The sequence below is a fragment of the Streptomyces violaceusniger Tu 4113 genome (genome assembly GCF_000147815.2).
In the GTDB taxonomy this organism is placed as follows: domain Bacteria; phylum Actinomycetota; class Actinomycetes; order Streptomycetales; family Streptomycetaceae; genus Streptomyces; species Streptomyces violaceusniger_A.
Window position 1 is genome coordinate 4768063 of sequence record NC_015957.1, and the last position, 25142, is coordinate 4793204.

The window sequence follows — 25142 nt, forward strand, 5'->3', positions numbered from 1 at the left end:
ACATTGTTCGTAATTTCGAACCTCAGTGAGGGCAGTCATGAGCGAACCAGTCGACAGACGGCACTTCATCACCACCACCGCCACGGGAGCCGCGACCGTGGCGCTCACCGTCGCAGCCGGGGCCACCGCCGTGGCGGCGTCCCCGAGCGCCACCCCGGCCGCGACCCACGGCAAGCCCAAAGCGCTGACCGGCGTCCAGCCCTTTCCGCTCACCGCCGTGACCCTGCTCCCCGGCGCCTTCAAGGACAACCAGTCCCGCAACACCGCCTATCTGCGCTTCGTGGACATCGACCGGCTGCTGCACACCTTCCGCCTCAACGTCGGCCTGTCCAGCGCCGCCCAGCCCTGCGGCGGCTGGGAGAGCCCCACCACGGAACTGCGCGGCCACAGCACCGGCCACCTCCTGTCCGGACTGGCCCTCACCTACGCGGCCACCGGCGACACCGCGCCGCGCGACAAGGGCCGCGCACTGGTTTCGGCGCTCGCCGCCTGCCAGGCCAGGTCCCCGGCCGCCGGCTACGGCCAGGGCTATCTCTCGGCGTTCCCCGAGAGCTTCTTCGACCGGCTGGAGGCCGGCACCGGAGTGTGGGCCCCGTACTACACCATTCACAAGATCATGGCCGGGCTCGTCGACCAGTACCGGCTCGCGGGCAACGCCGAGGCCCTTCAGACCGTGCTGCGCCAGGCCGCCTGGGTCGACACCCGCACCGGGAAACTGAGCTACGACCAGATGCAGCGGGTGCTGCAGACCGAGTTCGGCGGCATGAACGACGTCCTCGCCGATCTGCACGAGATCACCGGCGACAGCCGCTGGCTGAAGGTCGCCGAGCGCTTCACCCACGCCCGCGTCTTCGACCCGCTCGCCCGGAACGAGGACCGGCTCGCCGGATTGCACGCCAACACCCAGATCCCCAAGATGGTCGGCGCCATGCGGCTGTGGGAGGAGGGGCTCGACAGCCGCTACCGCACCATCGGCGAGAACTTCTGGAAGATCGTCACCGATCACCACACCTATGTCATCGGCGGGAACAGCAACGGGGAGGCGTTCCACGAGCCCGACGCCATCGCCGCCCAGCTCTCCGACAACGCTTGTGAGAACTGCAACAGCTACAACATGCTCAAGCTCACCCGGCTGATCCACTTCCACGCGCCGGAGCGCACGGATCTGCTCGACTACTACGAGCGCACCCTGCTCAACCAGATGCTGGGGGAGCAGGACCCGGACTCGGCCCACGGTTTCAACATCTACTACACCGGTCTCGCCCCCGGCTCCTTCAAACAGCAGCCGTCCTTCATGGGCACCGACCCCAACCAGTACTCCACCGACTACGACAACTTCTCCTGCGACCACGGCAGCGGCATGGAGACCCAGGCCAAGTTCGCCGACACCATCTACACCTACGCCGACCGCAGCCTGCTGGTGAACCTCTTCATCCCCTCCGAACTGCGCTGGCAGGACAAGGGCATCACCTGGCGCCAGACCACCGGCTTCCCCGACCAGCAGACCACCACCCTCACCGTCGCCTCCGGCGGCGCCTCCCTCGAACTGCGCGTCCGCATCCCCTCCTGGGCGGCGGGAGCCCGCGCCACGCTCAACGGCACCACCCTCGCCGACCGGCCGGAACCCGGCAGTTGGCTGATCATCGACCGCCAGTGGAGGACCGGCGACCGGGTCGAGGTGACCCTGCCGATGAAGCTGACGTTCGATCCCACCCCCGACGACCCCGATGTCCAGGCTGTGCTCTACGGGCCCGTCGTGCTCGCCGGGGCGTACGGCGGCCGCACCGGAATGACCATGCCACGCCTGGACAAGGGATCCGTGGCCCGGAGCGCCACCAGCCCCATGCGGTTCAGCGCCACGGCCAGTGGCGAGAGCGTGCCCCTGCTGCCGGTCGCCCGCGTCCACCACCAGCACTACAACGTGTACTGGCTGACGGGGCAGCCGCCCACCCCGCCGCCCGCCTTCGCCGCCTGGCACCGCTTCGACGAGACCTCCGGCACCACCGCCGCCGACGCCACCGGGCGCGGCAAGACCGCCCGGCTCACCGGTGGCGCCTCCTGGACGGCGGGCAGGACCGGCGGCGCGGTCGCCCTGAACGGCACGGACGGCCACGTCGTCCTCGCCGACGACCTCCTGGCCGGCGCCCGGGCGTACACCCTGGCCACCTGGGTCCGGCTGGACGGCACCCCCGCCGCCTGGACCCGGATCTTCGACATCGGCACCGGGGTGACCGCCAATATGTTCCTCACCCCCGTCGCCGACTCCGGGAAGCTGCGCTTCGCCATCACCGCGGGCGGCGGCGGAGCCGAGCAGCGCATCGAGGCCGCCCCGCTGCCCACCGGCCAGTGGGTCCACGTCGCCGTCGCCTACGGCACCGGCACCGCCGTCCTCTACGTCGGCGGGGGCGAGGTGGGACGCAATACCGCCATCACCGTCGAACCCGTCCACTTCGGCAACCACCTCCGCGCCGGCTACCTCGGCAAGTCGCAGTACCCGGACCCGTATCTCAAGGCCGCGTTCGACGACTTCCGCGTATACGGCAGAACGCTCAGCGGTAATGAGGTCGCCACTTTGGCCAGAAGCTGACAAGCTCAGGCGGGCGGGCCGTCCCCACGGCCTGCCCGCTCCCAACCGCACCGTACGGACAAGGACGACGCGCATGGTCCACCTCGCCGCCGAGAACCGCTACGACTCCATGCAGTACCAGCGCTGCGGACGCAGTGGTGTGCTGCTCCCGAAGGTCTCGCTCGGACTGTGGCACAACTTCGGCGACACCCACCCCCTGGAGACCCAGCGCGCTGTGCTGCGCCGCGCCTTCGACCTCGGTGTCACCCATATCGATCTGGCCAACAACTACGGTCCGCCGCCCGGCAGCGCCGAGACCAACTTCGGCTCGATCTTCGCCCAGGACTTCCGCCCCTATCGCGATGAGCTCTTCATCGCCAGCAAGGCCGGATACCTCATGTGGCCGGGGCCGTACGGCGAGTGGGGCTCGCGCAAGTACGTCCTGGCCAGCCTCGACCAGTCGCTGTCCCGGATGGGGCTGGACTACGTCGATGTCTTCTACTCCCACCGCTTCGACCCGGACACCCCGCTCGAGGAGACGATGGGCGCCCTCGACAGCGCGGTGCGCCAGGGCAAGGCGCTCTACGCGGGCCTGTCCAACTACCCGCCGGAGGCGATCGCCGAGGCCGCCGCGATCCTGAAGGACCTGCGCACCCCGTACCTGATCAACCAGCATCCGTACTCGATCCTCCAGCGCGGGGTCGAGGGCGGGGTGCTGCAGGCGTCCGCCGAGGCGGGCGTCGGGGTCATCGCCTTCTCGCCGCTGGCGCAGGGACAGCTCACCGACCGGTATCTGTACGGGGTGCCGGCCGATTCGCGGATGGCGCTCGGCCACTTCCTCAAGCGCGAGACGCTCACCGAGGAGCGGCTGTCCCTGCTGCACGCCCTCAACAAGCTCGCGGAGGGGCGCGGCCAGACCCTCGCCCAGCTTGCGCTCGCGTGGGTGCTGCGCGACCCCCGGGTGGTCTCGGTGCTGATCGGCGCGAGCAGCGTCGCCCAGTTGGAGCAGAACGTCTCGGTGCTGGACTCGCCCGCCTTCAGCGACGCCGAGCTGGCCGAGATCGACCGCCTCTCGGCCGAGGCGGGCATCGAGATTCCCTGACGGGGTTCGCTGACGTCCGCGGGCCGGGGATCGGCCCGGCCCGCGGACGGATAGCATGAGCGGTCACCCGAGACCGCCACGAACCGCCGCACGGAGACGCAACCTTGGCCACACAACGGATTCCGGTCATTCTCGTCACGGGTTTTCTGGGCTCCGGGAAAACGACGATGCTCAACCATCTGATGCGGGACAGCGCCGACACCCGCATCGGCGTCATCGTCAATGACTTCGGATCCATCAACATCGACGCCATGGCCGTCGCCGGACAGGTCGATTCGATGATCCCGATCGAGAACGGCTGTCTGTGCTGCGCGGCGGACGCCTCCGAGATGGACGAGATGCTCGAGCGGCTCACCGATCCGGAGCTGCGCATCGATGTCGTGGTGATCGAGGCCAGCGGCCTCGCCGAGCCACAGAGCATGATCCGTACGCTGCTGTCCAGCACCAATGAGCGGATCGTCTACGGCGGGCTGGTGGAGGTCGTGGACGCCGCGGAGTTCCCGGACACCCGCGTCCGCCACCCCGAGCTGGACCGCCATGTCCGCGCCGCGGACCTCATCGTGCTCAACAAGACCGACCGCGTCGCCGAGGACGAGCGGCGGGATCTTGTGGAGACCCTCCAGGAGATCGCCCCCGGTGCGCCGGTCCTGGCCGCCGCACATGGGCGCGTCGACCCCGCGCTCCTCTTCGACCGCCGGCCCCGCGAGACCTCCGAGGAAGGCTTCCGGCAGCTCTCGTTCGCCGATGTGTGGGGCGACGACGTGCCTGCCGACGACGAGTGCGGCGAGGACGTGTGCGGTGACGGCGACGACCACAGCCACCACCTCCACGCCGCCTACGAGAGCATGGAATTCAGCGCGGCCGAGCCGCTCCACCCGCGCCGGCTGATGGCCTTCCTCGACAGCCTCCCGGCGGGCCTCTACCGGGCCAAGGGGTTTCTCCACTTCGCGGGCGCGGGCCGGGAGCGGAAGTTCGCGCTGCACGCGGTCGGCTCGTATCTCCGCTTCCAGCCGTCGCCCTGGGAGCGCGGTGAGCCCCGCACCACCCAGCTCGTGATGATCGGCACCGGCATCGATGCCGACACCCTCACCAAGCGGCTGACCGAGTGCGTGGCGGCACCCGCGGAAGAGGTCGATGACTCGCACATGATGGGCGTGCTCCGCTATGTGGACGAGGCGGACTAGGGAAATCCCTGGAAACGGCGGTGCAACCCTGAGGCGGCGTCACGGGTCCTGGTGGGTGTACATGAGGTAAACGCTCATCAACGAGCAGGAGGATCTGTGCGCTCCCGTTCCCTCACCACCGTCGTGCGCTGCGCGACAGTGGCGGCACTTGTGACCACCCCCGCTTTACTCGCCCTGCCCTCGGCGGGCGCCGCCGAGGCCCGCACCGCCGCGGCCGACGCCCCCAAGGCCGACTTCAACAAGGACGGACGCGCCGACCTCGCCGTCTCCGCCCCCGCCGGAACGGTGGACGGCAAGGCCAAGGCGGGCTACGTCGCCGTGGTCTACGGCTCCGCCTCCGGTGCGGACACCGCCCACCGCCAGGTCATCAGCCAGGCCACCGAGGGCGTCCCCGGCGATCCCACCGCGTCGGCGTACTTCGGGGCCCATACGGTCGCCCGCGACCTGGACGGCGACGGCTACACCGATCTGGCGGTCCAGGCCGGTGACTCCCCGGCCATCACGGTCCTGTGGGGTTCGGCGAACGGTCTGACCGATGGCACCCGGCTGCCCGCCGGCAACGGCGACCACTGGGGCTCCAGCGACATCGTGGGCGGTGACTTCAACGGCGACGGCAAGGCCGACCTGGTCGATGTGGTCACCGTCGACGAGGGCTCGGAGGAGGAGAAGACCGGCCTGCGCGTCCGTCTCGGCCCGTTCACCCGCGACGGCAAGGACGCGGGCAGCTCCTTCTCCGACACCGGCAGGTTCGACGGGCCGACCAGTCTGACCGCGGGCGACATCACCGGCGACGGCAAGGACGACCTCGTCTCCACCCACGCCTTCGAGGAGATGTCCCAGTCCAGCCTGTTCTTCAAGGGGGACGACCAGGGCCTGTCGCCGAAGGTCAAGGACCTCACCGACGCCGCCTCCGCGACCATCGGCGACGTCGACAAGGACGGCCACGGCGATCTGGTGCTGCGCACGGTCCCGGGGAACGTCGTCGAGGACCTGCCGTACGACCACGGCACCCTGAAGGTCCTCTACGGCACCGCGTCGGGGCCGAGCACCACCCGCACCACGACCATCGACCAGAACACCGCGGGTGTCCCCGGCGTCAACGAGGACGGCGACCAGTTCGGCTACTCGCTCAGCTCCGGCGACGTCAACGGCGACGGCTACGCGGACATCGCCGTCGGCATCCCGTACGAGGCCCTGGAAGCCGGCCAGAAGGAAGCGGGCAGCGTCGTCCAGCTCTACGGCGGCCGGGGCGGGCTGTCCGGCACCGGAGCCCAGGCGTTCACCCAGGACACCGCCGGTGTCCCCGGTGCCGCGGAGGCGGGCGACCACTTCGGCATGGCGGTGCGGCTCGCCGACACCGACGGCGACGGCGAGGACGACCTGGCGGTGGGCGCCCCCGACGAGGACGGCGCCCAGTCCACCAGCGGTGCGGCATGGGTGCTGCGCGGCCAGTCCGGCGGCCTCACCACGGGCGGCGTCGTGTCCTTCGGGCCCGACTCCCTCGGGGCGCCGGAGGCCGGTGCGGCCCTGGGCGCGGGATTCCAGCAGTAGCCGGATTCCGGCGGTAGCCGCATCACCACGATGCTGAACTTCGCTTCGTGCGCGACTAGTTGACGATCCCTCAGATCTACTGGACGGTAGGTCCATGCCGACTCATGAGACGCGAGGGATACGGATCGGCCGCCCCCGACCGGGTCGCACTCGGTTGCTCGGGGTGGCCGTTGCGTTGCTGGCGGCGGCCGCGGCCCCGGGCACTCCGGCGGCCGCGGCCGAGGCGCCCTGGTTCGACGGCCGGGCGGCGGACCAGGTGACCGTGGACGGCACCCGGTTCGCCGACGGACACGGCCGCGAGGTCGTGCTGCGCGGCTTCAATGTGTCCGGCGAGACCAAACTGGAGGAGAACGGCGGGCTCCCGTTCGCCACCACCGCCGACGCCAGGACATCCGCCGCCGCCATGCGGAACCTGACCGGAGCCAACGCGGTGCGCTTCCTGCTGTCCTGGGCACACGCCGAGCCCGAGCCCGGCCAGGTGGACACCGGCTATCTGGAGAAGGCCACCGCGCAGATGAAGGCGTTCCTGGACGCCGGAATCCGGGTCTTCCCCGACTTCCACCAGGACCTGTACTCCGGCGCTCTCTTCGACAAGGAGAGCTGGTACAGCGGCGACGGCGCGCCCAACTGGGTCATCGACGCGGGCGGATACCCCAGGGAGTCCTGCGGCATCTGCGTCCACTGGGGCCAGAACATCACCCAGAACCAGGCGGTCATGAACGCCACCCGCGACTTCTGGCACAACCGCGCCCTGACCACCGGCGCGGGCACCGTCCGCGTCCAGGACGCCTTCCTGGACACCGCCGAGACGACCATGGCCTACCTCGCCCGGCACCTCACCGACGACCAGTTCACCCGCGTCGTCGGCTTCGACCCGCTCAACGAGCCGTACGCGGGCGCGTACGACGACGGCCAGAACAGCCGCACCTGGGAGAAGAGCGTGCTGTGGCCCTTCTACGAGAATTTCCGCGCCCGCATGGACGCCGCGGGCTGGCAGGACAAGCCCGCCTTCGTGGAGCCCAATATGTTCTGGAACTCCAACCTGGACTTCCAGCGCCAGGAGGGCGGCCTCCTCGACGCCGGAAAGCCCGGCCCCGACTACGTCTTCAACACCCACTACTACGACCAGAAGGCCATCTCCGGCATCTTCATGCCCGGCAAGGCGGCCGACGGCCAGTACGCGGGCGACTTCGGCGCCCTGCGCGACCGCTCCACCGCCCTGGACCTTCCGGCCGTCATGAGCGAGTTCGGCCACCCGCTGACCGGCTTCACCTCCGACAAGGCCCCCACCGTCGTCAAGGGCATGTACCAGGCACTGGACTCCCGGCTCCCCGGCGCCACCTGGTGGACCCGGCCGGCCGCCTCCGGCGCCGTGCTCTCCTCCACCCAGTGGCAGTGGGACATCTACAGCAGCCGCCACCACGAGGCCATGAACGGCAACACCGGCAAGGTCCTCACCGAGGGCGACGCCTGGAACGGCGAGGACCTCTCGGCCGTCCGCCTCGACGACTCCGGCAACGCCGGGCTGCGCCAGGACGCACGGCTGCTCGACCGGCTCTATCCGCGCGCCGTCGCGGGCCGCACCCTCGCCTTCACCTTCGAGGACCGCTCACGCGACGGCTCCACCACGCTGAGCTGGAACCGCATCCCCGGCAGCCTGCCGAACGTGGCCAAGCTGACCGGCTCCGGGCGCTACGGCATGCTGGTGTGGCGCTCCGACGGCGACACCGAAGCGCCCACCGAACTGCGGCTGCCCCGCGACTTCGACCCCGACCGGACCACCGTCGTCTCCGATCTGGGCACCGTCACCGGGCCGCCCGCGTACACCGCACACGGCCACACCGCCGACCACCCCATCGCCGCCGCCGCGGAGCCCGGCGGCACCGACGCGCGCCGGCTGGTGCTCTCCGCCCCGGCCGACGCGGGCACCGGCACCGTGCACTACGCGCTGATCGCCGACGGCACCGCCGCCCCCTCGGCGGAGCTGCGCGCCGCCGCCCAGCGCGAACTGACGGCGTGGGCGGCGGAGGCAGGCTTCTGAGCCCCTACCAGCGAGGGTGCACCCGGGCCCGGAGCCGCCGGTCGTACAGATCGCCGACGGCGTCCAGCGTGGCGTCCGGCAGCGGGGGCAGCCCGGCCGCGTCCGCGTTCGCCCGAGCCTGCTCGGGCGAACGCGCCCCCGGGATGACCGAGGTCACGCCCGGCTGCTGGACGATCCACCGCAGCGCGGTCTGCGCGGGGGTGGCCCCCTGGGGCGCCAGCTCCGCGAACTCCACCGCCGCCTCGAGACCCTCCTCGAAGCCCACGCCCGAGAACGTCTCGCCCTGGTCGAACGCCTCGCCGTGCCGGTTGAAGGTGCGGTGGTCGTTCTCGGCGAAGACGGTGTCCCTGGTGTACTTCCCCGACAGCAGACCGGACGCCAGCGGCACCCGCGCGATGATCCCCACACCGGCTTCACGCGCGGCCGGCACCACCTCCTCCAGCGGCTTGAGCCGGAACGGGTTGAGGATGATCTGCACGCTCGCCGTCCCAGGGCGCGCTATCGCCGCCAGCGCCTCCGCACACGTCTCGACGCTCACCCCGTACCCCGCCACACGCTCCTCCGCCACCAGCGTGTCCAGCGCGTCGAAGACCGCCGCCGAGGAGTGCACCGGGGACGGCGGGCAGTGCAGCTGCACCAGGTCCAGGGTGTCCACCCCCAGATTGGCCCGCGAACGGTCGGTCCACGCGCGGAAGTTGTCCAGCGTGTAGTTCTCCTCGAGCTGCGGCAGCCGCCGCCCCATCTTGGTCGCCACGAAGATCCCGGCGTCCGGACGCTCCCGCAGATACCGCCCGATGAGCTGCTCGCTGCGCCCGTCCCCGTACACATCGGCGGTGTCGAAGAACGTCACGCCCGCTTCGACGGCCGCGTCCAGCACGGCCAGGGCGTCCTGCTCGCCGACCTCGCCCCAGTCCGCGCCCAGCTGCCAGGTTCCCAGGCCCACGACCGAGACCTTCCGGCCGAGCCGGCCGAACTCACGCTGCTCCATGCTCCCTCTTCTCTCCTGCTGCGACGCTCACCGTACCCCCGCTCACCAGTCGTGCACCGTGCCGTCCGCCAGCCGGTTCACCGGCAGATAGGCGGGCTGGTACGGGAACCGCCCGGCGGCCTCGGTGTCCAGCTCGACGCCCAGCCCCGGGGTGTCGGACGGGTGCAGCAGCCCGTCCTCGAAGCGGAAGGAGGTGCGGAAGACCTCCAGGGTGTCGGCGGTGTGCGGCATGTACTCCTGTATGCCGAAGTTGTGGATGGCCAGATCCAGATGGAGCGCCGCGGCCATGCCCACGGGGGAGATGTCGGTCGGGCCGTGTATTCCGGACTTGATCCCGTAGACCGCGGCCAGGTCCAGCAGTTTGCGCATGGCGGTGACCCCGCCGGTGTGGGTCACCGCCGAGCGCACATAGTCGATCAGCCGCTCGCTCAGCAGGGTGGTGTAGTCGTGGACGTGGTTGAAGACCTCGCCGATGGCCAGCGGGGTGGTGGTGTGCTGTCGGATGAGCCGCAGCGCCGTCTGGTCCTCGCCGGGTGTGGCGTCCTCCAGCCAGAACAGGTCGTACGGCTCCAGCGCCTTGCCGAGCCGGGCCGCCTGGATGGGTGTCATCCGGTGGTGGCCGTCGTGCAGCAGCGGCAGCTCCGGGCCGAACTCCTGCCGTACGGCCTCGAACACCGTCGGCACATGGCGCAGATAGGCCCGGGTGTCCCAGCTCTCCTCGGCGGGCAGCACGCGGGGCCCCGACCCCCGGCGCGCGGGTTCGTAGTCGTAGCGCTCCCCGCCGCCCGCACTGGAGGAGGCCACCCCGTAGACCGAGGCCAGCCCCGGGATGCCGGTCTGCACGCGGATCGCGCGATAGCCCTGCGCCAGATGGGCGCGGATGGAGTCGAGCAGCTCGGGGACGTCCCGGCCGGAGGCGTGTCCGTAGGCCAGCGCACCGCTGCGCGAGGCCCCGCCCAGCAGTTGGTACAGCGGCATCCCGGCGGCCTTGGCCTTGATGTCCCACAGCGCCGTGTCGACGGCCGCGATGGCGGCCATGGTCACCGGACCCCGCCGCCAGTACGCCCCGCGGTACAGATACTGCCAGGTGTCCTCGATGCGCGAGGCGTCCCGGTCGAGCAGCAGCGGCACCACGTGGTCCCGCAGATACGAGGCGACGGCCAGCTCACGGCCGTTGAGCGTGGCGTCCCCCAGACCTGTGACCCCGTCCTCGGTGACGATGCGCAGGGTGACGAAATTGCGCCCCGGACTGGTGATGACGACCTCGGCCGACTCGATCCTCACCGCATACCCCATTCCCCTTGTTCCGCTTGGTCGGTCCCTTCCGGCGAGCACGCCGTACGGGCAGCTCTACCCGCTTCCCGCCGCCGGGATCCGGGCGCGACGGCCCGCCTCCCGCCCCCTCGTCAGCTCCCCCGCCCGCGGGTAGCGTGGCGGCATGCTGTGACACCCGCCCCGCCCCCGGGGCCCGCCGGGACACCTCCTTCGCGCCGCCCGCACGTCATCAGATATCGAAGGAGGCATCCGCCATGACCACCCTCACCGTCGCCCTGCTCCAACTCGCCCCGCCCGGGCCCGAGTTGTCCATGAACCTCGCCCTCGGCGAGGCGGCCTGCCGCCGGGCCGCGGCCATGGGCGCCGACATCGCGCTCTTCCCCGAGATGTGGAGCAACGGCTATAGCTGCTCCGTCCCGGACGGCTTCACCCCTGGCGATCGCTACCGCCATCCGTCGCTGTGGGACGAGGCCCCGGCGGCGCCGCGGCCCCGGGCCGTCTGGCTCGGCGAGCCGATAACCCGCGACTCGCCCTTCGTCACCCGCTTCCGTGAGCTGGCCGCCGAGCTGGAGATGGCCATCGCGCTCACCTATCTGGAGCGCTGGGACGGGGCGCCGCGCAACACCCTCTCCCTCATCGACCGGCACGGCCGCCTGGTCCTGACCTACGCCAAGGTGCACACCTGCGTCTTCGACCTGCCCGAGGCCGCGCTGACCCCGGGGGAGGGGTTCGAGGTGTGCGCCCTGGACACGGCGGTGGGCGAGGTGATGACCGGGGCGATGATCTGTTACGACCGCGAGTTCCCGGAGAGCGCCCGCGCCCTGATGCTGGCCGGAGCCGAGATCGTCCTCACCCCGAACGCGTGCGAGCTGGAGATCAACCGGCTCTCCCAGTTCCGCTCCCGCGCGGGGGAGAACATGACCGGTATGGCCATGGCCAACTATGCCGGTCCGGGCTGGGGCCACTCCGTCGCCCATGACGGCGTCGCCTTCGCCGGCGGGCGGTCGCGGGACACCCTGGTGGTCGAGGCGGGCGAGGCCGAGGGGGTCTATCCTGCGGTCTTCGACCTCGACGCGCTGCGCGACTGCCGGCGCCGGGAGACCTGGGGGGACGCCTTCCGCCGCCCCGCCGCCTACCGGAGCCTGACGGACCGTGAAGTGCGCCCACCATTTGTCCGGCTGGGACCCGAGGGCGAACCGGTCCCCGGCCGCAGCCTCCCGTAGTGCGGGAAAGTCTTGTCAAGTACCTACAAAAACATGATCTGAGCTGGGGCGATTGCTGACGGGGTACCTGGTGAGTAGGGTGTCCCGCATGTCAGCACTCAACGTGGAATTCAGCGATCGGGAACTTGAGGACCTCCGCCAGATCGCCAAGGAACGCGGTACGACGATGAAGGCCCTCGTCCGGGAGGCGACCGTGGCCGACATCGCGCGGCACCGCGCTCTGCAGGAGGGTGCCGAGGTCTTCCGGCGGTTCTTCGCGGACAACGCGGACGCCTTCGCGGACGCGTTCCCCGACGACGAGCACCGCCATCCCGGGCAGGCCGCCTGACCATGGTCCCGCTGCTGCATATCGACGTCCCCTGGCTGCTCCAGCGCCATGAGGAGGTCATGCCGGAACAGCCGGCCATCTCGGACTTCTCGGGTCTGGTCGCCGCCGTCGCCCGCCACCGGGTGGACCCGCCGCGCCTGGGGGTCGATCCCGACCCGGCATGGCGGGCCGCGGCCCTGCTGCACACCATCGCGCTGCTCAGACCGCTCCCGGCGAGCAACGCACGGTTCGCCGCCGCGACCGCGGTGGCCTATATGCACGCCTCGGGCGAGGGCATCGACCCGCCGTACGGGGCGCTGATCGATCTGGTCCGCGACATCCTCTCCAGCAAGGCCGATGTGTTCGACGCCGCCGGCCGCATCCGCTCCTGGCGGATCTGAGGGGAAAACGGACCGGCGGGGGCTCGGGGGATCAGTCGACGTCACCGCGTGTGGTGCCGACCTTGAGGTCGTCGATGTAGTTGACCACGCGGCTGTTCTCGGCCCCGTACACCCCCCACTTGGGGTCGTTGCTGCTGTCGAAGGTGCGGCAGGCCCACCGGGTGGTGCCGTCGCTGAACTTCTGCTGCTGACCGTTGACCCAGAGCTCGACCCAGCCGCCCTTGGTCTCGTCGGACAGATGCAGCCCGATGGTGTAGTGGTTCCAGGTGTTCGCCGAGGCCGGGGTCGACCAGATGGTGAAGACCTGGTTGCCGGGCTGCCGCTGGATCATTGTGGTCCGGCCGCCGAGCGTCTTCAGGACCACCGGCCAGTTCTGGATGTGATCCCCGTAGGACTTCCACTGGAAGGTGGCGTTGTTGTCGACCGTGCTGGAGAGCTTGCTCGACCAGCCGAACCAGTAGGTCCCGCCGTTCTGGAAGGCGTATTTCGAGCCGCCCACCGCGATGCCATGGCTTTCGCAGCGATTGCTGCCGCTCGGCTTGTCGTACTTCCAGATCTTGCCGAGCTGTCCGTCCGAGACGGCGGTGACACTGCCGGGGGAGTCGCAGTTCAGCAGGCCGTAGATCTTGGTGCCGCCGGAGGCGTCGCCGTCCCAGATGGACGCGGCGTCCGCGGGCCAGGCGAAGGCGAGACCCGCGACCGCCACGGCCGCGGGTACGGCGAACCGGAGCCCGGAGATGCGCTGGGTGGACCGTAAGGAAGCCATGCCACTCCTTGGGAAGGCCCCCGTTCGATGGTGTGCGCACCGTACTGGAGCCGCCCGAATTGGTCCATACCTGTCCCGCGCATCGTGCCGGGCCCGTCTCTCGCGTCAGCCGGCCGAGCCGAGCTCCTCGGCCAGCGCCTGCTTCTCCAGCGTCTCCCGCCGCTCCTCGGCCGGGGCGTGTCCGGCCGCCTCCGCCGCCTGGACCCGCTCGGCCTCGGCGAGCAGCGAATGCCCGGTGGCCAGGACGCCGATGCCCAGCGCGACCGCCGCGGCCCCGATGTAGAAGGGCAGATGCACCCCGCTGTGCTCGGCGATCTTGCCTGCGGCGTACGGGGCCAGGCCGCCGCCGATGAAGCGGACGAAGCCGTAGGAGGCGGAGGCGACGGGCCGCTCCACGGGGGCGACGGTCATCACCGCCTGGGTGGTGATGGTGTTGTTGATCCCGATGAAGGCGCCGGCCACGATCACCGCCACGATCAGCGTCGTCTTGGAGTCGGTGAACAGGCCGATGACGAGGATGTCGAGCGCGAACAGCGCCAGGTTCAGATACAGCGAGCGGGCTATGCCGAGCCGCGACTGCAGCCACGGGGCGCCGAAGACCGAGAAGAAGGCGACGAGCAGACCCCAGCCGGTGAAGACATAGCCGAGCTCATGGGTGCCCAGGTCCATCGGGAACGGCGCGTAGCCCAGCACCGTGAAGAAGCCCCAGTTGTAGCAGAGCGCGGTCAGCCCCATGGTGAGCAGTCCGCGGTGGCGCAGCGCCTTGATCGGGTCGGCGATCGAGGCCCGGCGCGCCGGGGTCGGGGTGGGTTGGACCAGCACGATGGTCGCGATCAGCGCGATGGCCATCAGGGCCGATACGCCGAAGAACGGCCCGCGCCAGCTGATCCCGCCGAGCTCACCGCCCAGCAGCGGCCCGATCGCGATGCCGATGCCCAGGGCGGTCTCGTAGAGGATGATCGCGCCCGCGAAGCCACCGCTGGCCGAGCCGACGATGACGGCGAGCGAGGTGGCGATGAACAGGGCGTTGCCCAGGCCCCATCCGGCGCGGAAGCCGACGATGCCGTCGATGCTGCCGGACGCCCCGGCCGCCGCGCTGAAGAGCACGATGACCACCAGACCGGCCACCAGGGTGCGCTTGGCGCCGATGCGGCTGGAGACGAACCCGGTGACCAGCATGGCGACGGCGGTCACCACCAGATAGCTGGTGAACAGCAGTGACACCTGGCTCGGCGTGGCATGCAGCTGGGAGGAGAGGGAGGGCAGGATCGGATCCACGAGGCCGATGCCCATGAAGGAGATCACGCAGGCGAAGGCGACCGCCCATACGGCCTTCGGCTGCTTGAAGGGGTTGGGGGCGCTGGGATGAGCGGACAAGAGCTGCTCCGTCGTTCAGGGTCCCAGCCGTGACGACATGGCAATGCCGTGGCGCGGCAGGGTGCCGGTTGATCAGGAAGCGGTACTCCCCGGGGCCTTCCGCGCCCGTGCCGCGTTGTCGACCAGTCGCTGGAAGGCGGGGGCGGCGGCGTGGACGGCGGTGGCGAGTGCCTGTTGGTCCTCGGGGGAGAGGGTGGCCAGCAGTTCGGCGAGCCGGTTCGTACGGCCGCGGCGCCGCTCGGCGAGCAGCTCCCGACCGGCGTCGGTGATCGCCACCAGCACCACCCGCCCGTCGTGCGGATCGTCGACCCGGGTCGCCAGACCCTGCCGCTCCAGCCGCTGGATGAGCTGGGTCATCGAAGGCTGGGTGACACCCTCGTCGGCGGCCAGGGCCGTCAGCCGGGAGGGGCCTTCCCGGCTGAGCCGGCCGAGGGTCGAGGCCGTGGTGAAGCTGATGTCCCGGTTGGTCAGATGGCGCACTGCGAGGAACGCCAGCTGCTCCAGCGCCTCCGCGACCTGCTCACGGGTCGCGGGGACGTCGGGTTCCCGGGGGCCGGACTGCTGTGTGTATTCCACATCTAGATTTATATCATGCCTCTATATAGGCAGCCTATGTAGATGGCTGTGCAGAGCCTCACAGCCGTCCAGGGCGCTTGCGGGAAGGCCGCCTCAGCGGAAGATTCCGGTGTGGCCGAGGGAGTAGCGGCCGGGCTGGGGATAGACCGCGAGCCCGTGCGGACCGCCGCCGACCGGGATCCGGGCGCGCAGCCGGCCGTTGCGGGTGTCGATCGCGTAGACCTCGGCGTTGTAGCGGCCCGAGAGCCACAGCACCTTGCCGTCGCTGGACACCCCGCCCATGTCGGGGCTGCCGCCGCCGGGGAGCCGCCACCGCTGCACCAGCTTGCCGGTCTTGAACGACAGCACCGAGATGGTGCCCTCGCCGCGGTTGGAGATGTACATGGAACGGGAGTCGCGGCTGACGTAGAGGCCGTGCGTGCCCTTTCCGGTGGGCAGCAGCCGCGGCTTGCCGAAGGTGTCGCCGTTGAGCACCCACAGCCCGTTCGCCACCATGTCGGCGATGTACCACGTCTTGCCGTTGGGCGAGATCTTGACGTCCTGCGGCATGGACCCGGCGATCGGCAGCCGCTGCTTGGCGACCACCTTCTTCTTCGCCGTGTCCACCTTCAGCAGCTCACCGGAGAACTCGCACGAGACGATGAAGTAGCGCCCGTCCGGCGAGAAGTCGGCGTGGTTGACGCCATAGCAGTCCACCGGCACCGACTTGACCACCTTCATGGTGTGCGCGTTCCGGAAGACCAGCGCCCGGTCCATGGAGGCCATCACCACGGCGTACTTTCCGTCCGGGGTGAAGTAGAGGTTGTACGGGTCGTGGACGTCCACCGGGCGGCCGACCCGGCCGCTGGCGGGGTCGATGGGGGTGAGGATGTTGCCCAGGTCGTTGTTGACCCACAGCGTCTTCAGATCCCACGAGGGCACCACGTGCTGCGGCTGATGGCCCACCTGGATGGTGCGGACGACCTTGAACTTCTTCGGATCGATGACGCTCACCGTGTCCGAGAGCGTATTGGGCACGTAGACCCGGGACGGAAAGTCCTTCACCGCCCGGGCCAGCTTCCCCGGCCGGTCGGCCGCGTAGAGGTCACGGGGATCCAGCGGGGGCGGCATCCCCGGCAGCAGCCGGGCCAGCGCGGCCTTCTTCTTCGCCGCGGCCACCGCCTCGAGCGCGCTCTGCCGCGCCGACGCCGACTTCGCCCGGTCGGGCCGGTGCTCACTGGTGGAGGCGCAGGACGGTACCGCGGCCCCGCACAGCAGCAGGACCGCCGCGGCCCGGACCGTGGCGCGCCGCCGGAGCGCGCGGGAGTGGGAGCGGGACGAGCCACGGGCCACGGGTTCCTCCAGCGGTGAGGGTGGGCATCGGCCGTCACCCGCACCGTGGCCGGCCATGGCCTCACCCTGGCACCGCCCCCGCTCACCGGCATCCGCCCGCGGCCAAGCGGGGGAGGGGCGTACCGCCCTCGGCCGAAGCGGCCGGGCCGCACGGGCGTAGGATCGCGGCCGACTCCGGGGAAGGCCCCGGGACTTCGCGCGGAGGGGGACGGACAGTGCGTTTCGGACTGCTGGGCACCGGACACTGGGCGGCCGAGACCCACGCGGCGGCGCTCGCCGCGCACCCGGTGGCCGAACTCGCCGGGATCTGGGGCCGCGACCCGGCGAAGGCACAGGCGCTGGCGGACCGCTGGGGCACCCGCGCCCACCCGGACGCCGACGCGCTGATCGCCGACGTGGACGCCGTGGCCATCGCCCTCCCTCCGGACATCCAGAGCGGCCTCGCCGAGCGGGCCGCGCTGGCCGGGCGCCATCTGCTCCTGGACAAGCCGCTGGCCTTCAGTACCGAGGAGGCGGACCGGATCGTGCGCGCCGTGGACGAGCGCGCACTGGCCTCGGTGGTGTTCTTCACCAACCGCTTCGCGGCGCCCGTCGAGACCTTCCTCCAGGAGACCGCGGCGGCCGGTGGCTGGGACGGCGGCCGGGCCACCGCCTTCGCCTCGATCTTCCAGCCCGGCGGCCACTACGGCGGATCCCACTGGCGGCGGGAGCGCGGCGGGCTGTGGGACGTCGGCCCGCACTCCCTGTCCGTCCTGCTCCCGGTCCTCGGCCCGGTGGCCGAGGTCACCGCCCTCGACGGGCCGCGCGGCGCCGCGCATGTGCTGCTGCGCCACGACTCCGGCGCCATCGGCACGCTCGCGCTCACCCTGGACGCCCGGCCCGCCGCCCAGGGTTTCTCCTGCGACTTCTACGGCGAGCGGGGGATCGCCGCGGTCCCCGACGCCGGGACCACCGCGGTGGCCGCCTTCGCCACGGCCGTCGACCGGCTGCTGAGCGGTGCCCGTAATGGCGGCGCGGCCGACCCCTGCGACGTGCGGTTCGGCCGCGAGGTCGTCGCCGTCCTGGAGGCCGCCGACCGCTCCCGCCGCGAGGGGCGCACCGTCGCACCACGCTGAGTGAGGGTGACGACGCACTGAGTGGCGGAAAGTCCCGGTCCCGCCGTCACGCCCGCATAATCCGGCGTTCCCGGGGGAATCGGGGGCCATGACCAAGCTCAGCCTGCCCGATTCCATCCGGGCCTGCCTGTTCGACCTCGACGGCGTGCTGACCAGGACCGCGGTGGTGCACGCGGCGGCGTGGAAGCAGATGTTCGACGAGTTTCTGCGGCGCCGCGACGGCCCCTCCTATCGTCCCTTCGACTCGGCCCGCGACTACGACGAGTACGTGGACGGCCGTCCACGCGCCGACGGGGTGCGCACCTTCCTGGCCTCCCGGGACATCGACCTCCCCGAGGGCGAACCGGACGATCCGCCCGACGCGGACACCGTGCACGGCCTGGGCAACCGCAAGAACATCCTGGTCCTGGAGAAGATCCGCGAGGAGGGAGTCGAGGCGTACCCGGGCTCGGTGCGCTTCGTGAAGGCCGCGCGCGCCGGGGGCCTGCGGACCGCGGTCGTCTCCTCCAGCGCCAACTGCCGCGATGTGCTGATCGCCGCCGGTATCGAGGACCTCTTCGAGGTGCGGATCGACGGTGTGGTCGCCGCCGAGCGCAAGCTGCCCGGCAAACCGCACCCCGACACCTTCCTGGAGGCCGCACGGGAGCTGGACACCGCCCCCGAGGCGGCCGCCGTCTTCGAGGACGCCCTGGCGGGCATGGAGGCCGGGCGCTCGGGGCACTTCGGCTGTGTCGTCGGCGTGGACCGGGTGGGCCAGGCCGACGCGCTGCGCGCCCACGGAGCCGACATCGTGGTCAAGGATCTCGCCGAGCTGCTGGAGGACGACTCGTGATCACCGATTCCTCGTATGTCGTCGACCCCTGGGCGCTGCGGGAGATCGATCTCCGGCTCGATCTGCTGCCCCAGAGCGAATCGGTCTTCGCGCTCTCCAACGGCCATATCGGCTGGCGCGCCAATCTCGACGAGGGGGAGCCCCACGGGCTCCCCGGTTCCTATCTCAACGGCGTCTACGAACGGCGTCCGCTGCCCTACGCCGAGGCCGGATTCGGCTTTCCCGAGGCCGGCCAGACCATGATCAACGTCACCAACGGCAAGATCATCCGGCTGTTGGTGGACGACGAGCCCTTCGATCTGCGCTACGGACGGCTGCGCTCCCATGAGCGCGTGCTCGACCTGCGCGCCGGGGTGCTGCACCGCACCTGCGAATGGACCTCCCCCTCCGGCACCAGCGTGCGGGTCCGTTCCACCCGGCTGGTCTCCCTCACCCAGCGGGCCATCGCCGCCGTCGCCTACGAGGTGGAGGCGGTCGACGCCCAGATCCGCGTCGTCGTACAGTCCGAACTGGTCGCCAACGAGCAGCTTCCCGAACGCGCCGGCGACCCCCGGGTGGCGGAGGCCCTGGAGTCCCCGCTGAATCCCGAGGAGAACGCCGCCAACGACAAGCGGCTGCGGCTGATCCACTGCACCGAGGACAGCGACCTGCGGGTCGCGGCAGCCGCCGACCACCTGATCACCGGGCCGCCGCCCACCCGCCACGCCAGCGAGAGCGGCGACGACGTCGCCCGCCTGACCATCACCTCGGTGCTGGAGCCGGGCCAGGTCCTGCGGCTGGAGAAGCTGGTGGCCTACGGCTGGTCGGGCGCCCGCTCGCTGCCCGCCGTACGGGACCAGGTCGAGGCCGCGCTCGCCGGGGCCGCCAGCACCGGCTGGCGCGGCCTGGTGGACCAGCAGCGCGCATGGCTGGAGGACTTCTGGTCCCGCGCCGATGTGGAGGTCGAGGGCGACGCCGAGATCCAGCAGGCCGTGCGCTTCGCCCTCTTCCACGTCCTGCAGGCCGGCGCCCGCGCCGAGGAACGGGCCATCCCCGCCAAGGGCCTCACCGGCTCCGGCTACGACGGCCACACCTTCTGGGACACCGACACCTTCGTCCTGCCCCTGCTCACCTACACCTTCCCCGAGTCCGTGGCCGAGGCGCTGCGCTGGCGCCAGTCCATCCTGCCCGCCGCCCGGGAGCGGGCCCAGCAGTTGGGCCACGATGGCGCCACCTTCCCCTGGCGCACCATCGAGGGCTCCGAATGCTCCGGTTACTGGCCGGCCGGCACCGCGGCCTTCCACGTCAACGCCGATGTGGCGGACGCGGTGGTGCGCTATGTCGCCGCCACCGGCGACGACGAGTTCGAGCGCGAGACCGCCGTGGAACTGCTGGTGGAGACCGCCCGGCTGTGGCGCTCCCTCGGCCACCACGACCACCACGGCCGCTTCCACATCGACGGGGTGACGGGCCCCGACGAGTACAGCGCCATCGCCGACGACAACGTCTACACCAACCTCATGGCCCAGTCGAATCTGCGGGCCGCCGCGGACATCATCGAACGCCACCCGGACAAGGGCTCCGAACTGGGTGTCGACGACGAGGAGGCCGCCGCCTGGCGGGACGCGGCCGAGTCCATGTCTGTCCCGTACAACAAGACCCTGGGCGTCCACGAGCAGTCGGCGGACTTCACCGGCCATCAGGAGTGGGACTTCCAGAGCACCCGCGCCGACCAGTACCCGCTGATGCTCCATTTCCCCTACTTCGACTTGTACCGCAAACAGGTCGTCAAGCAGGCCGACCTGGTGCTGGCGATGTATCTGCGCGGCGAGTGCTTCACCGAGGAGCAGAAGGCACGCAACTTCGACTACTACGAACGGCTGACGGTCCGGGACTCCTCCCTTTCCGCGTGCACCCAGGCCGTCATGGCCGCCGAGGTCGGCCATCTGCGACTCGCCTACGACTACTTGGGCGAGGCGGCCCTGATGGACCTGAAGGACCTGGAGCACAACACCCGCGACGGTCTGCACATCGCCTCGCTCGCCGGCACCTGGATCGCCCTGGTCGCCGGATTCGGCGGGATGCGGCACCGGGACGGCAGGCTGGAGTTCTCGCCCAAGCTGCCCGAGAAGCTGGCCCGGCTCGCCTTCACCATGCAGGTGCTGGGCCGCAGGCTGCGCGTGGAGATCACCGGCCGCAGTGTCACCTACTCGCTGACCCAGGGCGCCCCCATGGAAATCCGGCACTACGGCCGGCCCATCACCGTCTCCGAAAAGACCCCCCAGACCTGTGACATCGCCGAGCTGACGGCACGTCCCGAACCCCACCAGCCCCCCGGCCGACGCCCGAACCGCCGCACTTGAGGCGCGGAGGCACACACAGCGCGGACGCCGCACACAGCGAGGAGCGCACCATGGACCCCCTGGAGGCCCTGGACCGGATCGCGTTTCTCCTGGAGCGTGCCCAGGCGCCGACCTACCGGGTGCGTGCCTTCCGCACGGCCCAGGCGGTGCTCGCCGGTCTGGACCCCCAGGAGGTGGAGCGGCGTGCCGCGAACGGCACCCTCCGGTCGCTCAAGGGGCTCGGCCCGAAGACCGCCCAGGTGGTCCAGGAGGCGCTGAAGGGCCAGGTGCCCGGGTATCTGGCGAAGCTGGAGGCCGAGGCCGACGAGTCCGAGTCCGAGCTCGACGAGGAGGCGGCGAAGCTGTGCGCCGCGCTGCGCGGGGACTGCCATATGCACTCCGACTGGTCCGACGGCGGTTCCCCGATCGAGCTGATGGCCCGTACGGCGGCGCGGCTGGGGCACGCATGGGCGGTGCTCACCGACCATTCCCCGCGGCTGACGGTGGCCCGCGGCCTCTCGGCGGACCGGTTGCGCGCCCAACTGGACGTGGTGGCGGAGTTGCGCGCGAAGCTGGCTCCTTTTCAGCTGCTCACCGGGATCGAGGTGGACATCCTGCCCGACGGTTCCCTGGACCAGGAGCCGGAGCTGCTGGACCGGCTGGATGTGGTGGTGGCCTCCGTCCACTCCAAACTGCGCATGGACGCTCGCCCCATGACCCGCCGGATGGTCACCGCCGTCAGCGATCCGCTGGTCGATGTGCTGGGCCACTGCACCGGACGGCTGCTCGGCGGAAAGCGCGCCGAGTCCGTCTTCGACCATGAGGAGGTCTTCGGCGCGTGTGCGGAGGCGGGCACCGCCGTGGAGATCAACTGCCGTCCGGAGCGGCTGGATCCACCGCGCAGGCTGCTGCGCGAGGCCGTCCGGGCGGGGACCTTCTTCTCCATCGACACCGACGCCCACGCACCCGGCCAGCTCGACTGGCAGCGCAACGGATGCGCCCGGGCCGCGCAATGCGGGGTGCCGGTGGAGCGCGTCATCACCACCTGGACGGCCCGGCAACTGGTGGAGTGGACCCGCACACGCAGGCCTCCGCGCCGGGCGAGCTGACGGCCTCCGTCAGCCATGCGCGTCAGCGGCCATACGCGAAATGCACGATGAATTCACCTATGTGCGGTAAGTCCCCACATCATCTCCCTCGGCCGGGCTACCGTACAGGCGTCGCACGCCCCGCCGGGGGCGTGGCGTACCGGGGGGAACGCATGACGGACATGACGGAGCTGGACGACGCCGCCGTCGAGCGGATCCTGACGATGGTCGACGCCTCGGCGCTCGCCGTCGCCGAGGACGAACACGAGGAGCTCTTCGAGGAGTTCGCCGAGGAGACGCGCGCCCGTCGGCGGGTGCCCGGCGCCGGGGAGTTCTTCGACGACCTCAGCGGGGCGCCCGCGGTCGACACCCATGTGTACCTCACCATCGGGCTGTCCGTGCTCGGCCAGATCGCCTTCACGGTGCTCTCGACGGCGACCGACATGGCCGTCCAGCGCGGACTGCGGGACGCCGGCGGCCATCTCAAGCGCTGCCTGCGCGGCGACGCCGCCACCGGCGGGACGGACACGGGGGAGGACGAGGACAGTACGGCGGGGCTCGCCCGGCGGGTGACGGTGGAGCTGATGCTTCCCCCGGAGGTGGACCCGGACACGGTACGGGCCGTCGTACGGATCCAGGCGGAAGCGCTCATCCGCTCCGAACCCGGCCCCGACGACGAACCCGACGGCGACCCCGGCGACGCCGCGGACCCCGCCGGGGGTGTCCGAATGAGGGATGGTCAGGGACGGTCGCAGGTCGACAGGCCGGGCCGCCAGCGGCAGGCGATGGCGGCGAACCCGCCGTCCGCCCTTACCGGCACGGACAGCGTCTGCCCGCCGCGCACCACCGTGGGCGTGCGGACCAGGCCGTCCGGGCCGTCCAGGATCAGATCGACGAGCCAGCGGCCCTTCTCCAGCCGCAGCGGCACCTCGGCGGTATGGGCGGGGCCGGTGAACGTACCGCCGATGAACCACCGCGAACCGCTGGCGCGGGCCAGCACCGCGCTCTCACCGGGCCGCCCGGTCAGCAGCCGGGTACGGTCCCAGGTGGCGGGGATCTGCTCCAGGAAGCGGCGGGCGAGCGGACGGGCGTCATAGGAATCCGGGGTGCCCGCCAGGTCCTGGATACCGGACTCGTAGAGCACCGACAGGCCGACTTCCCCCGCGTCCGAACCCGCGTTGGGGCGTTCGGCCCGGTGGAAGGCTCCGGGGGTGAAGTCCATGGAGCCGATGACGTTGCGGGTGAAGGGCAGCGTCGCCAGATGCTGCGGGGTGTTGGTCCGCTTCTCCTCGCCGTTCACCCCCTCCATCGACATCACCTGCGGCCAGGTGCGCTGGATGCCCTTGGGGATCGTCGAGCCATGGAAGTTGACGAGCAGATGGTGGTCCGCGGTGGCCTTGAGGATCTCGTCGTACCAGCGCAGCGTCTCCTGGGCCTCGGAGTCCATGAAGTCGATCTTCACGCCCTTCACCCCCCACTTCTCCAGTGTGGGCAGCCACAGTTCGCGCTCCTCGGCGGTGTCGAGGTCGCGGTGGTGGATCCAGACCTGGATGCCCACATGCCGCTCGCGCGCGTAGTCCACGAGCTGCGGAATCCAGCTGTTGCGCGGCCAGTCGGGGTCGGTGACATCCCACTGGTCGGGGTCGAAGTACCAGCCCGCGTCGACCACCACATACGGCCAGCCGCGCTGGGCCGCGTAGTCCACGTACCCCTTCTGCATCGACAGGCTCTGCCCGGCCGGTTTGCCGCCCGCGAGCCAGGTCCACAGGGCGGGCCCGGGCCGGATCCACGAGGTGTCGGCGACCCGCGACGCGGGTGCCAGATCGTCGGTGAAGGTGGATTGGGTGACGGTCCCCAGATCGCCCACGATCAGCGCGCGCCAGGGTGTGCTGAGCGGTCCGTCGGACGCGACCCGCTGGTCCCAGAGCCCGATGCGGTACGTGGGCTGCCCCTGCTGATGGATCAGCCGGGCGGCGGAGTAGCGGCCGGTGAGATCCGACTCGGCGATCAGGGCGTAGCCGCCCGCCGTCTCGAAGAGCGCCTGGGCCATGTACTCACCGGTGGGCGCGGTCGCCGCGGTGTACTCCTTGAACAGGTTCTCGTTGTCCTTGCGGTAATCGCCCAGCCACGCGGCCGCGTCCGGCGGCAGGGTGAAGGCCGAGGTCTCGCTGAGGACATCACCGCTGCCGGAGGGCAGGACATAGCGATAGGCGACCCCGTCGTCCGAGACCCGCACCACGAGGTCCAGCCGGGCGCTCCCGCTGCCCCGGAACCGGAAGCGGGTCTCGGTCATCCGCGCCGTGCGCGAGCGCTCCTTGCCGACCGTCGACCGGTAGCGCTCCACGACGGTGCGGTCGTGGCGCCCCAGATAGCGCAGCCCGTGCGACAGATCCGCCCGTTCGGTGACGATGCCCACGGGCGAGGGCTCGAGCACCGTCCGTCCGCCCCGGGACACTTGGAGCGTCAGCGCTCCCGAGGCTCCGTCGAGCCGCAGTTGTGCGAGGGGACCGGAGTGGGGTGAGGGGCCGCGCACGGTCCAGGCGGAGTCCTTCGCCTGCGCGGGCCCGGTGATGAAGAGCGTCATGGCCAGGACGCCGCAGAGCAGAAATGCCACAGCGGAGCGTCGGTAAGATCTCGGCATCGTTGCCTCCCGAAGCGGATACGTTACCGAGTCATCCGATAACTGGGGAGGGGTCGGGCGGCATTACGCCCCGTCAAGGGTCAATGGGGCATGAGAGATCGGATCTATGAGTGGGCCGCTTCCCGGGACGAAGCTACGGGTAAGGGGTCGGCGGATGGACTCGCGTACGGTCCGGACAGGGAGGCGCACACGATGAGCGGCACGGCTCGACCCGGCGACCCGGACCGGGAGACGGCGCACCGGGAGACAGCTGACCGGGAGATGGCGGACCCGGATCCCGACCCGGCCCCGGCGCCTGCCGAGCCCGAGGGCGGGGAGTCCGCCTGCTGGCTGGATCGGGTCTGCGCCGACTGCGGCGCGATCCAGGACACCGCGCCCTTCGCCCGCTGTGCGCGCTGCGGAGTGCCCGGCGAGTGAGCACACGGGGCGTCCGGTCGCCGGCCCCCGGTGCCCAAC

At 70.9% G+C, this 25142-nt stretch carries 21 protein-coding genes; 13 read left to right on the forward strand and 8 right to left on the reverse strand.

Annotated features, from left to right (window positions below; genetic code table 11):
• Nucleotides 1-37: 37 nt before the first annotated feature.
• The 5 genes from STRVI_RS19655 to STRVI_RS19675 all read left to right on the forward strand — a co-directional run bounded on the left by STRVI_RS19655 (nt 38) and on the right by STRVI_RS19675 (nt 8444).
• Nucleotides 38-2587 carry a beta-L-arabinofuranosidase domain-containing protein gene (locus STRVI_RS19655; RefSeq protein WP_014057427.1) on the forward strand — a complete coding sequence of 850 codons (2550 nt, stop codon included), beginning with the start codon at nt 38-40 and terminating at the stop codon, nt 2585-2587.
• 73 nt (nt 2588-2660) lie between these two features.
• On the forward strand, nt 2661-3668 hold the full coding sequence (locus STRVI_RS19660) for an aldo/keto reductase (protein ID WP_014057428.1): 1008 nt from the start codon (nt 2661-2663) through the stop codon (nt 3666-3668).
• Between the two features lie 104 nt (nt 3669-3772).
• Entirely contained in the window at nt 3773-4852 is a 1080-nt protein-coding gene (locus tag STRVI_RS19665) for a CobW family GTP-binding protein (RefSeq protein ID WP_014057429.1), read from the forward strand.
• A 96-nt stretch (nt 4853-4948) separates the two neighbouring features.
• On the forward strand, nt 4949-6403 hold the full coding sequence (locus STRVI_RS19670) for an FG-GAP-like repeat-containing protein (RefSeq protein ID WP_014057430.1): 1455 nt from the start codon (nt 4949-4951) through the stop codon (nt 6401-6403).
• A 94-nt stretch (nt 6404-6497) separates the two neighbouring features.
• Nucleotides 6498-8444 (forward strand): cellulase family glycosylhydrolase, encoded by a 1947-nt coding sequence (locus tag STRVI_RS19675; RefSeq protein WP_014057431.1) that lies wholly within the window; start codon nt 6498-6500, stop codon nt 8442-8444.
• Between the two features lie 4 nt (nt 8445-8448).
• On the opposite strand, the gene STRVI_RS19680 is transcribed toward STRVI_RS19675, so the two are convergent.
• Nucleotides 8449-9432, reverse strand: coding sequence for an aldo/keto reductase (locus STRVI_RS19680; RefSeq protein WP_014057432.1), 984 nt, complete (start codon nt 9430-9432; stop codon nt 8449-8451).
• Nucleotides 9433-9474: 42 nt separating this feature from the next.
• Nucleotides 9475-10716: a D-mannonate dehydratase ManD gene (gene manD / locus STRVI_RS19685; RefSeq protein ID WP_043239238.1), complete on the reverse strand. Its 1242-nt coding sequence runs from the start codon at nt 10714-10716 to the stop codon at nt 9475-9477.
• Nucleotides 10717-10961: 245 nt separating this feature from the next.
• On the opposite strand from manD, the gene STRVI_RS19690 reads away from it, so the two are divergent.
• The 3 genes from STRVI_RS19690 to STRVI_RS19700 all read left to right on the forward strand — a co-directional run bounded on the left by STRVI_RS19690 (nt 10962) and on the right by STRVI_RS19700 (nt 12638).
• Entirely contained in the window at nt 10962-11930 is a 969-nt protein-coding gene (locus tag STRVI_RS19690) for a carbon-nitrogen hydrolase family protein (protein WP_014057434.1), read from the forward strand.
• A gap of 88 nt (nt 11931-12018) precedes the next feature.
• Nucleotides 12019-12258 carry a hypothetical protein gene (locus tag STRVI_RS19695; protein ID WP_014057435.1) on the forward strand — a complete coding sequence of 80 codons (240 nt, stop codon included), beginning with the start codon at nt 12019-12021 and terminating at the stop codon, nt 12256-12258.
• A gap of 2 nt (nt 12259-12260) precedes the next feature.
• Entirely contained in the window at nt 12261-12638 is a 378-nt protein-coding gene (locus STRVI_RS19700) for a hypothetical protein (protein WP_014057436.1), read from the forward strand.
• A 31-nt stretch (nt 12639-12669) separates the two neighbouring features.
• On the opposite strand, the gene STRVI_RS19705 is transcribed toward STRVI_RS19700, so the two are convergent.
• From STRVI_RS19705 to STRVI_RS19720, 4 genes are all read right to left on the reverse strand, one after another.
• Nucleotides 12670-13404, reverse strand: a complete 735-nt coding sequence (locus STRVI_RS19705; RefSeq protein WP_014057437.1) for a heparin lyase I family protein — start codon at nt 13402-13404, stop codon at nt 12670-12672.
• A 105-nt stretch (nt 13405-13509) separates the two neighbouring features.
• A complete protein-coding gene (locus STRVI_RS19710) occupies nt 13510-14781 on the reverse strand; it encodes an MFS transporter (RefSeq protein WP_014057438.1) in 1272 nt (423 codons plus the stop codon).
• A 72-nt stretch (nt 14782-14853) separates the two neighbouring features.
• The gene (locus tag STRVI_RS19715) at nt 14854-15357 is read right to left on the reverse strand and encodes a MarR family winged helix-turn-helix transcriptional regulator (protein ID WP_014057439.1); all 504 of its coding nucleotides are present in this window, start codon (nt 15355-15357) and stop codon (nt 14854-14856) included.
• 93 nt (nt 15358-15450) lie between these two features.
• Complete coding sequence (locus STRVI_RS19720) at nt 15451-16689, reverse strand: beta-propeller fold lactonase family protein (RefSeq protein WP_014057440.1); 1239 nt, start codon at nt 16687-16689, stop codon at nt 15451-15453.
• 215 nt (nt 16690-16904) lie between these two features.
• Between STRVI_RS19720 and STRVI_RS19725 the strand changes: the two genes are divergently transcribed.
• The 4 genes from STRVI_RS19725 to STRVI_RS19740 all read left to right on the forward strand — a co-directional run bounded on the left by STRVI_RS19725 (nt 16905) and on the right by STRVI_RS19740 (nt 22066).
• Nucleotides 16905-17804: a Gfo/Idh/MocA family protein gene (locus STRVI_RS19725; protein WP_014057441.1), complete on the forward strand. Its 900-nt coding sequence runs from the start codon at nt 16905-16907 to the stop codon at nt 17802-17804.
• Nucleotides 17805-17892: 88 nt separating this feature from the next.
• Nucleotides 17893-18636 carry an HAD family hydrolase gene (locus STRVI_RS19730; protein WP_014057442.1) on the forward strand — a complete coding sequence of 248 codons (744 nt, stop codon included), beginning with the start codon at nt 17893-17895 and terminating at the stop codon, nt 18634-18636.
• A complete protein-coding gene (locus STRVI_RS19735) occupies nt 18633-20978 on the forward strand; it encodes a glycoside hydrolase family 65 protein (protein WP_014057443.1) in 2346 nt (781 codons plus the stop codon). Before STRVI_RS19730 ends, STRVI_RS19735 begins: the two co-directional genes overlap by 4 nt.
• A gap of 50 nt (nt 20979-21028) precedes the next feature.
• Nucleotides 21029-22066, forward strand: coding sequence for a PHP domain-containing protein (locus tag STRVI_RS19740; RefSeq protein WP_014057444.1), 1038 nt, complete (start codon nt 21029-21031; stop codon nt 22064-22066).
• 53 nt (nt 22067-22119) lie between these two features.
• On the opposite strand, the gene STRVI_RS52080 is transcribed toward STRVI_RS19740, so the two are convergent.
• Both STRVI_RS52080 and STRVI_RS19745 read right to left on the reverse strand, forming a co-directional pair.
• Nucleotides 22120-22527 carry a hypothetical protein gene (locus tag STRVI_RS52080; protein ID WP_014057445.1) on the reverse strand — a complete coding sequence of 136 codons (408 nt, stop codon included), beginning with the start codon at nt 22525-22527 and terminating at the stop codon, nt 22120-22122.
• A 257-nt stretch (nt 22528-22784) separates the two neighbouring features.
• A complete protein-coding gene (locus tag STRVI_RS19745) occupies nt 22785-24686 on the reverse strand; it encodes a glycoside hydrolase family 97 protein (protein ID WP_014057446.1) in 1902 nt (633 codons plus the stop codon).
• 192 nt (nt 24687-24878) lie between these two features.
• Between STRVI_RS19745 and STRVI_RS19750 the strand changes: the two genes are divergently transcribed.
• A complete protein-coding gene (locus STRVI_RS19750) occupies nt 24879-25103 on the forward strand; it encodes a hypothetical protein (RefSeq protein ID WP_014057447.1) in 225 nt (74 codons plus the stop codon).
• The last annotated feature ends 39 nt before the right edge of the window (nt 25104-25142 follow it).

Coding starts and splice junctions, on each gene's coding strand:
- STRVI_RS19655 (WP_014057427.1), top strand. CDS start 38: ATGAGCGAACCAGTCGACAGACGGCACTTCATCACCACCACCGCCACG.
- STRVI_RS19660 (WP_014057428.1), top strand. CDS start 2,661: ATGGTCCACCTCGCCGCCGAGAACCGCTACGACTCCATGCAGTACCAG.
- STRVI_RS19675 (WP_014057431.1), top strand. CDS start 6,498: ATGCCGACTCATGAGACGCGAGGGATACGGATCGGCCGCCCCCGACCG.
- STRVI_RS19680 (WP_014057432.1), bottom strand. CDS start 9,432: ATGGAGCAGCGTGAGTTCGGCCGGCTCGGCCGGAAGGTCTCGGTCGTG.
- STRVI_RS19690 (WP_014057434.1), top strand. CDS start 10,962: ATGACCACCCTCACCGTCGCCCTGCTCCAACTCGCCCCGCCCGGGCCC.
- STRVI_RS19695 (WP_014057435.1), top strand. CDS start 12,019: ATGTCAGCACTCAACGTGGAATTCAGCGATCGGGAACTTGAGGACCTC.
- STRVI_RS19700 (WP_014057436.1), top strand. CDS start 12,261: ATGGTCCCGCTGCTGCATATCGACGTCCCCTGGCTGCTCCAGCGCCAT.
- STRVI_RS19705 (WP_014057437.1), bottom strand. CDS start 13,404: ATGGCTTCCTTACGGTCCACCCAGCGCATCTCCGGGCTCCGGTTCGCC.
- STRVI_RS19730 (WP_014057442.1), top strand. CDS start 17,893: ATGACCAAGCTCAGCCTGCCCGATTCCATCCGGGCCTGCCTGTTCGAC.
- STRVI_RS19740 (WP_014057444.1), top strand. CDS start 21,029: ATGGACCCCCTGGAGGCCCTGGACCGGATCGCGTTTCTCCTGGAGCGT.
- STRVI_RS52080 (WP_014057445.1), bottom strand. CDS start 22,527: ATGGCCGCCGGCGTCCCGCAGTCCGCGCTGGACGGCCATGTCGGTCGC.
- STRVI_RS19745 (WP_014057446.1), bottom strand. CDS start 24,686: ATGCCGAGATCTTACCGACGCTCCGCTGTGGCATTTCTGCTCTGCGGC.
- STRVI_RS19750 (WP_014057447.1), top strand. CDS start 24,879: ATGAGCGGCACGGCTCGACCCGGCGACCCGGACCGGGAGACGGCGCAC.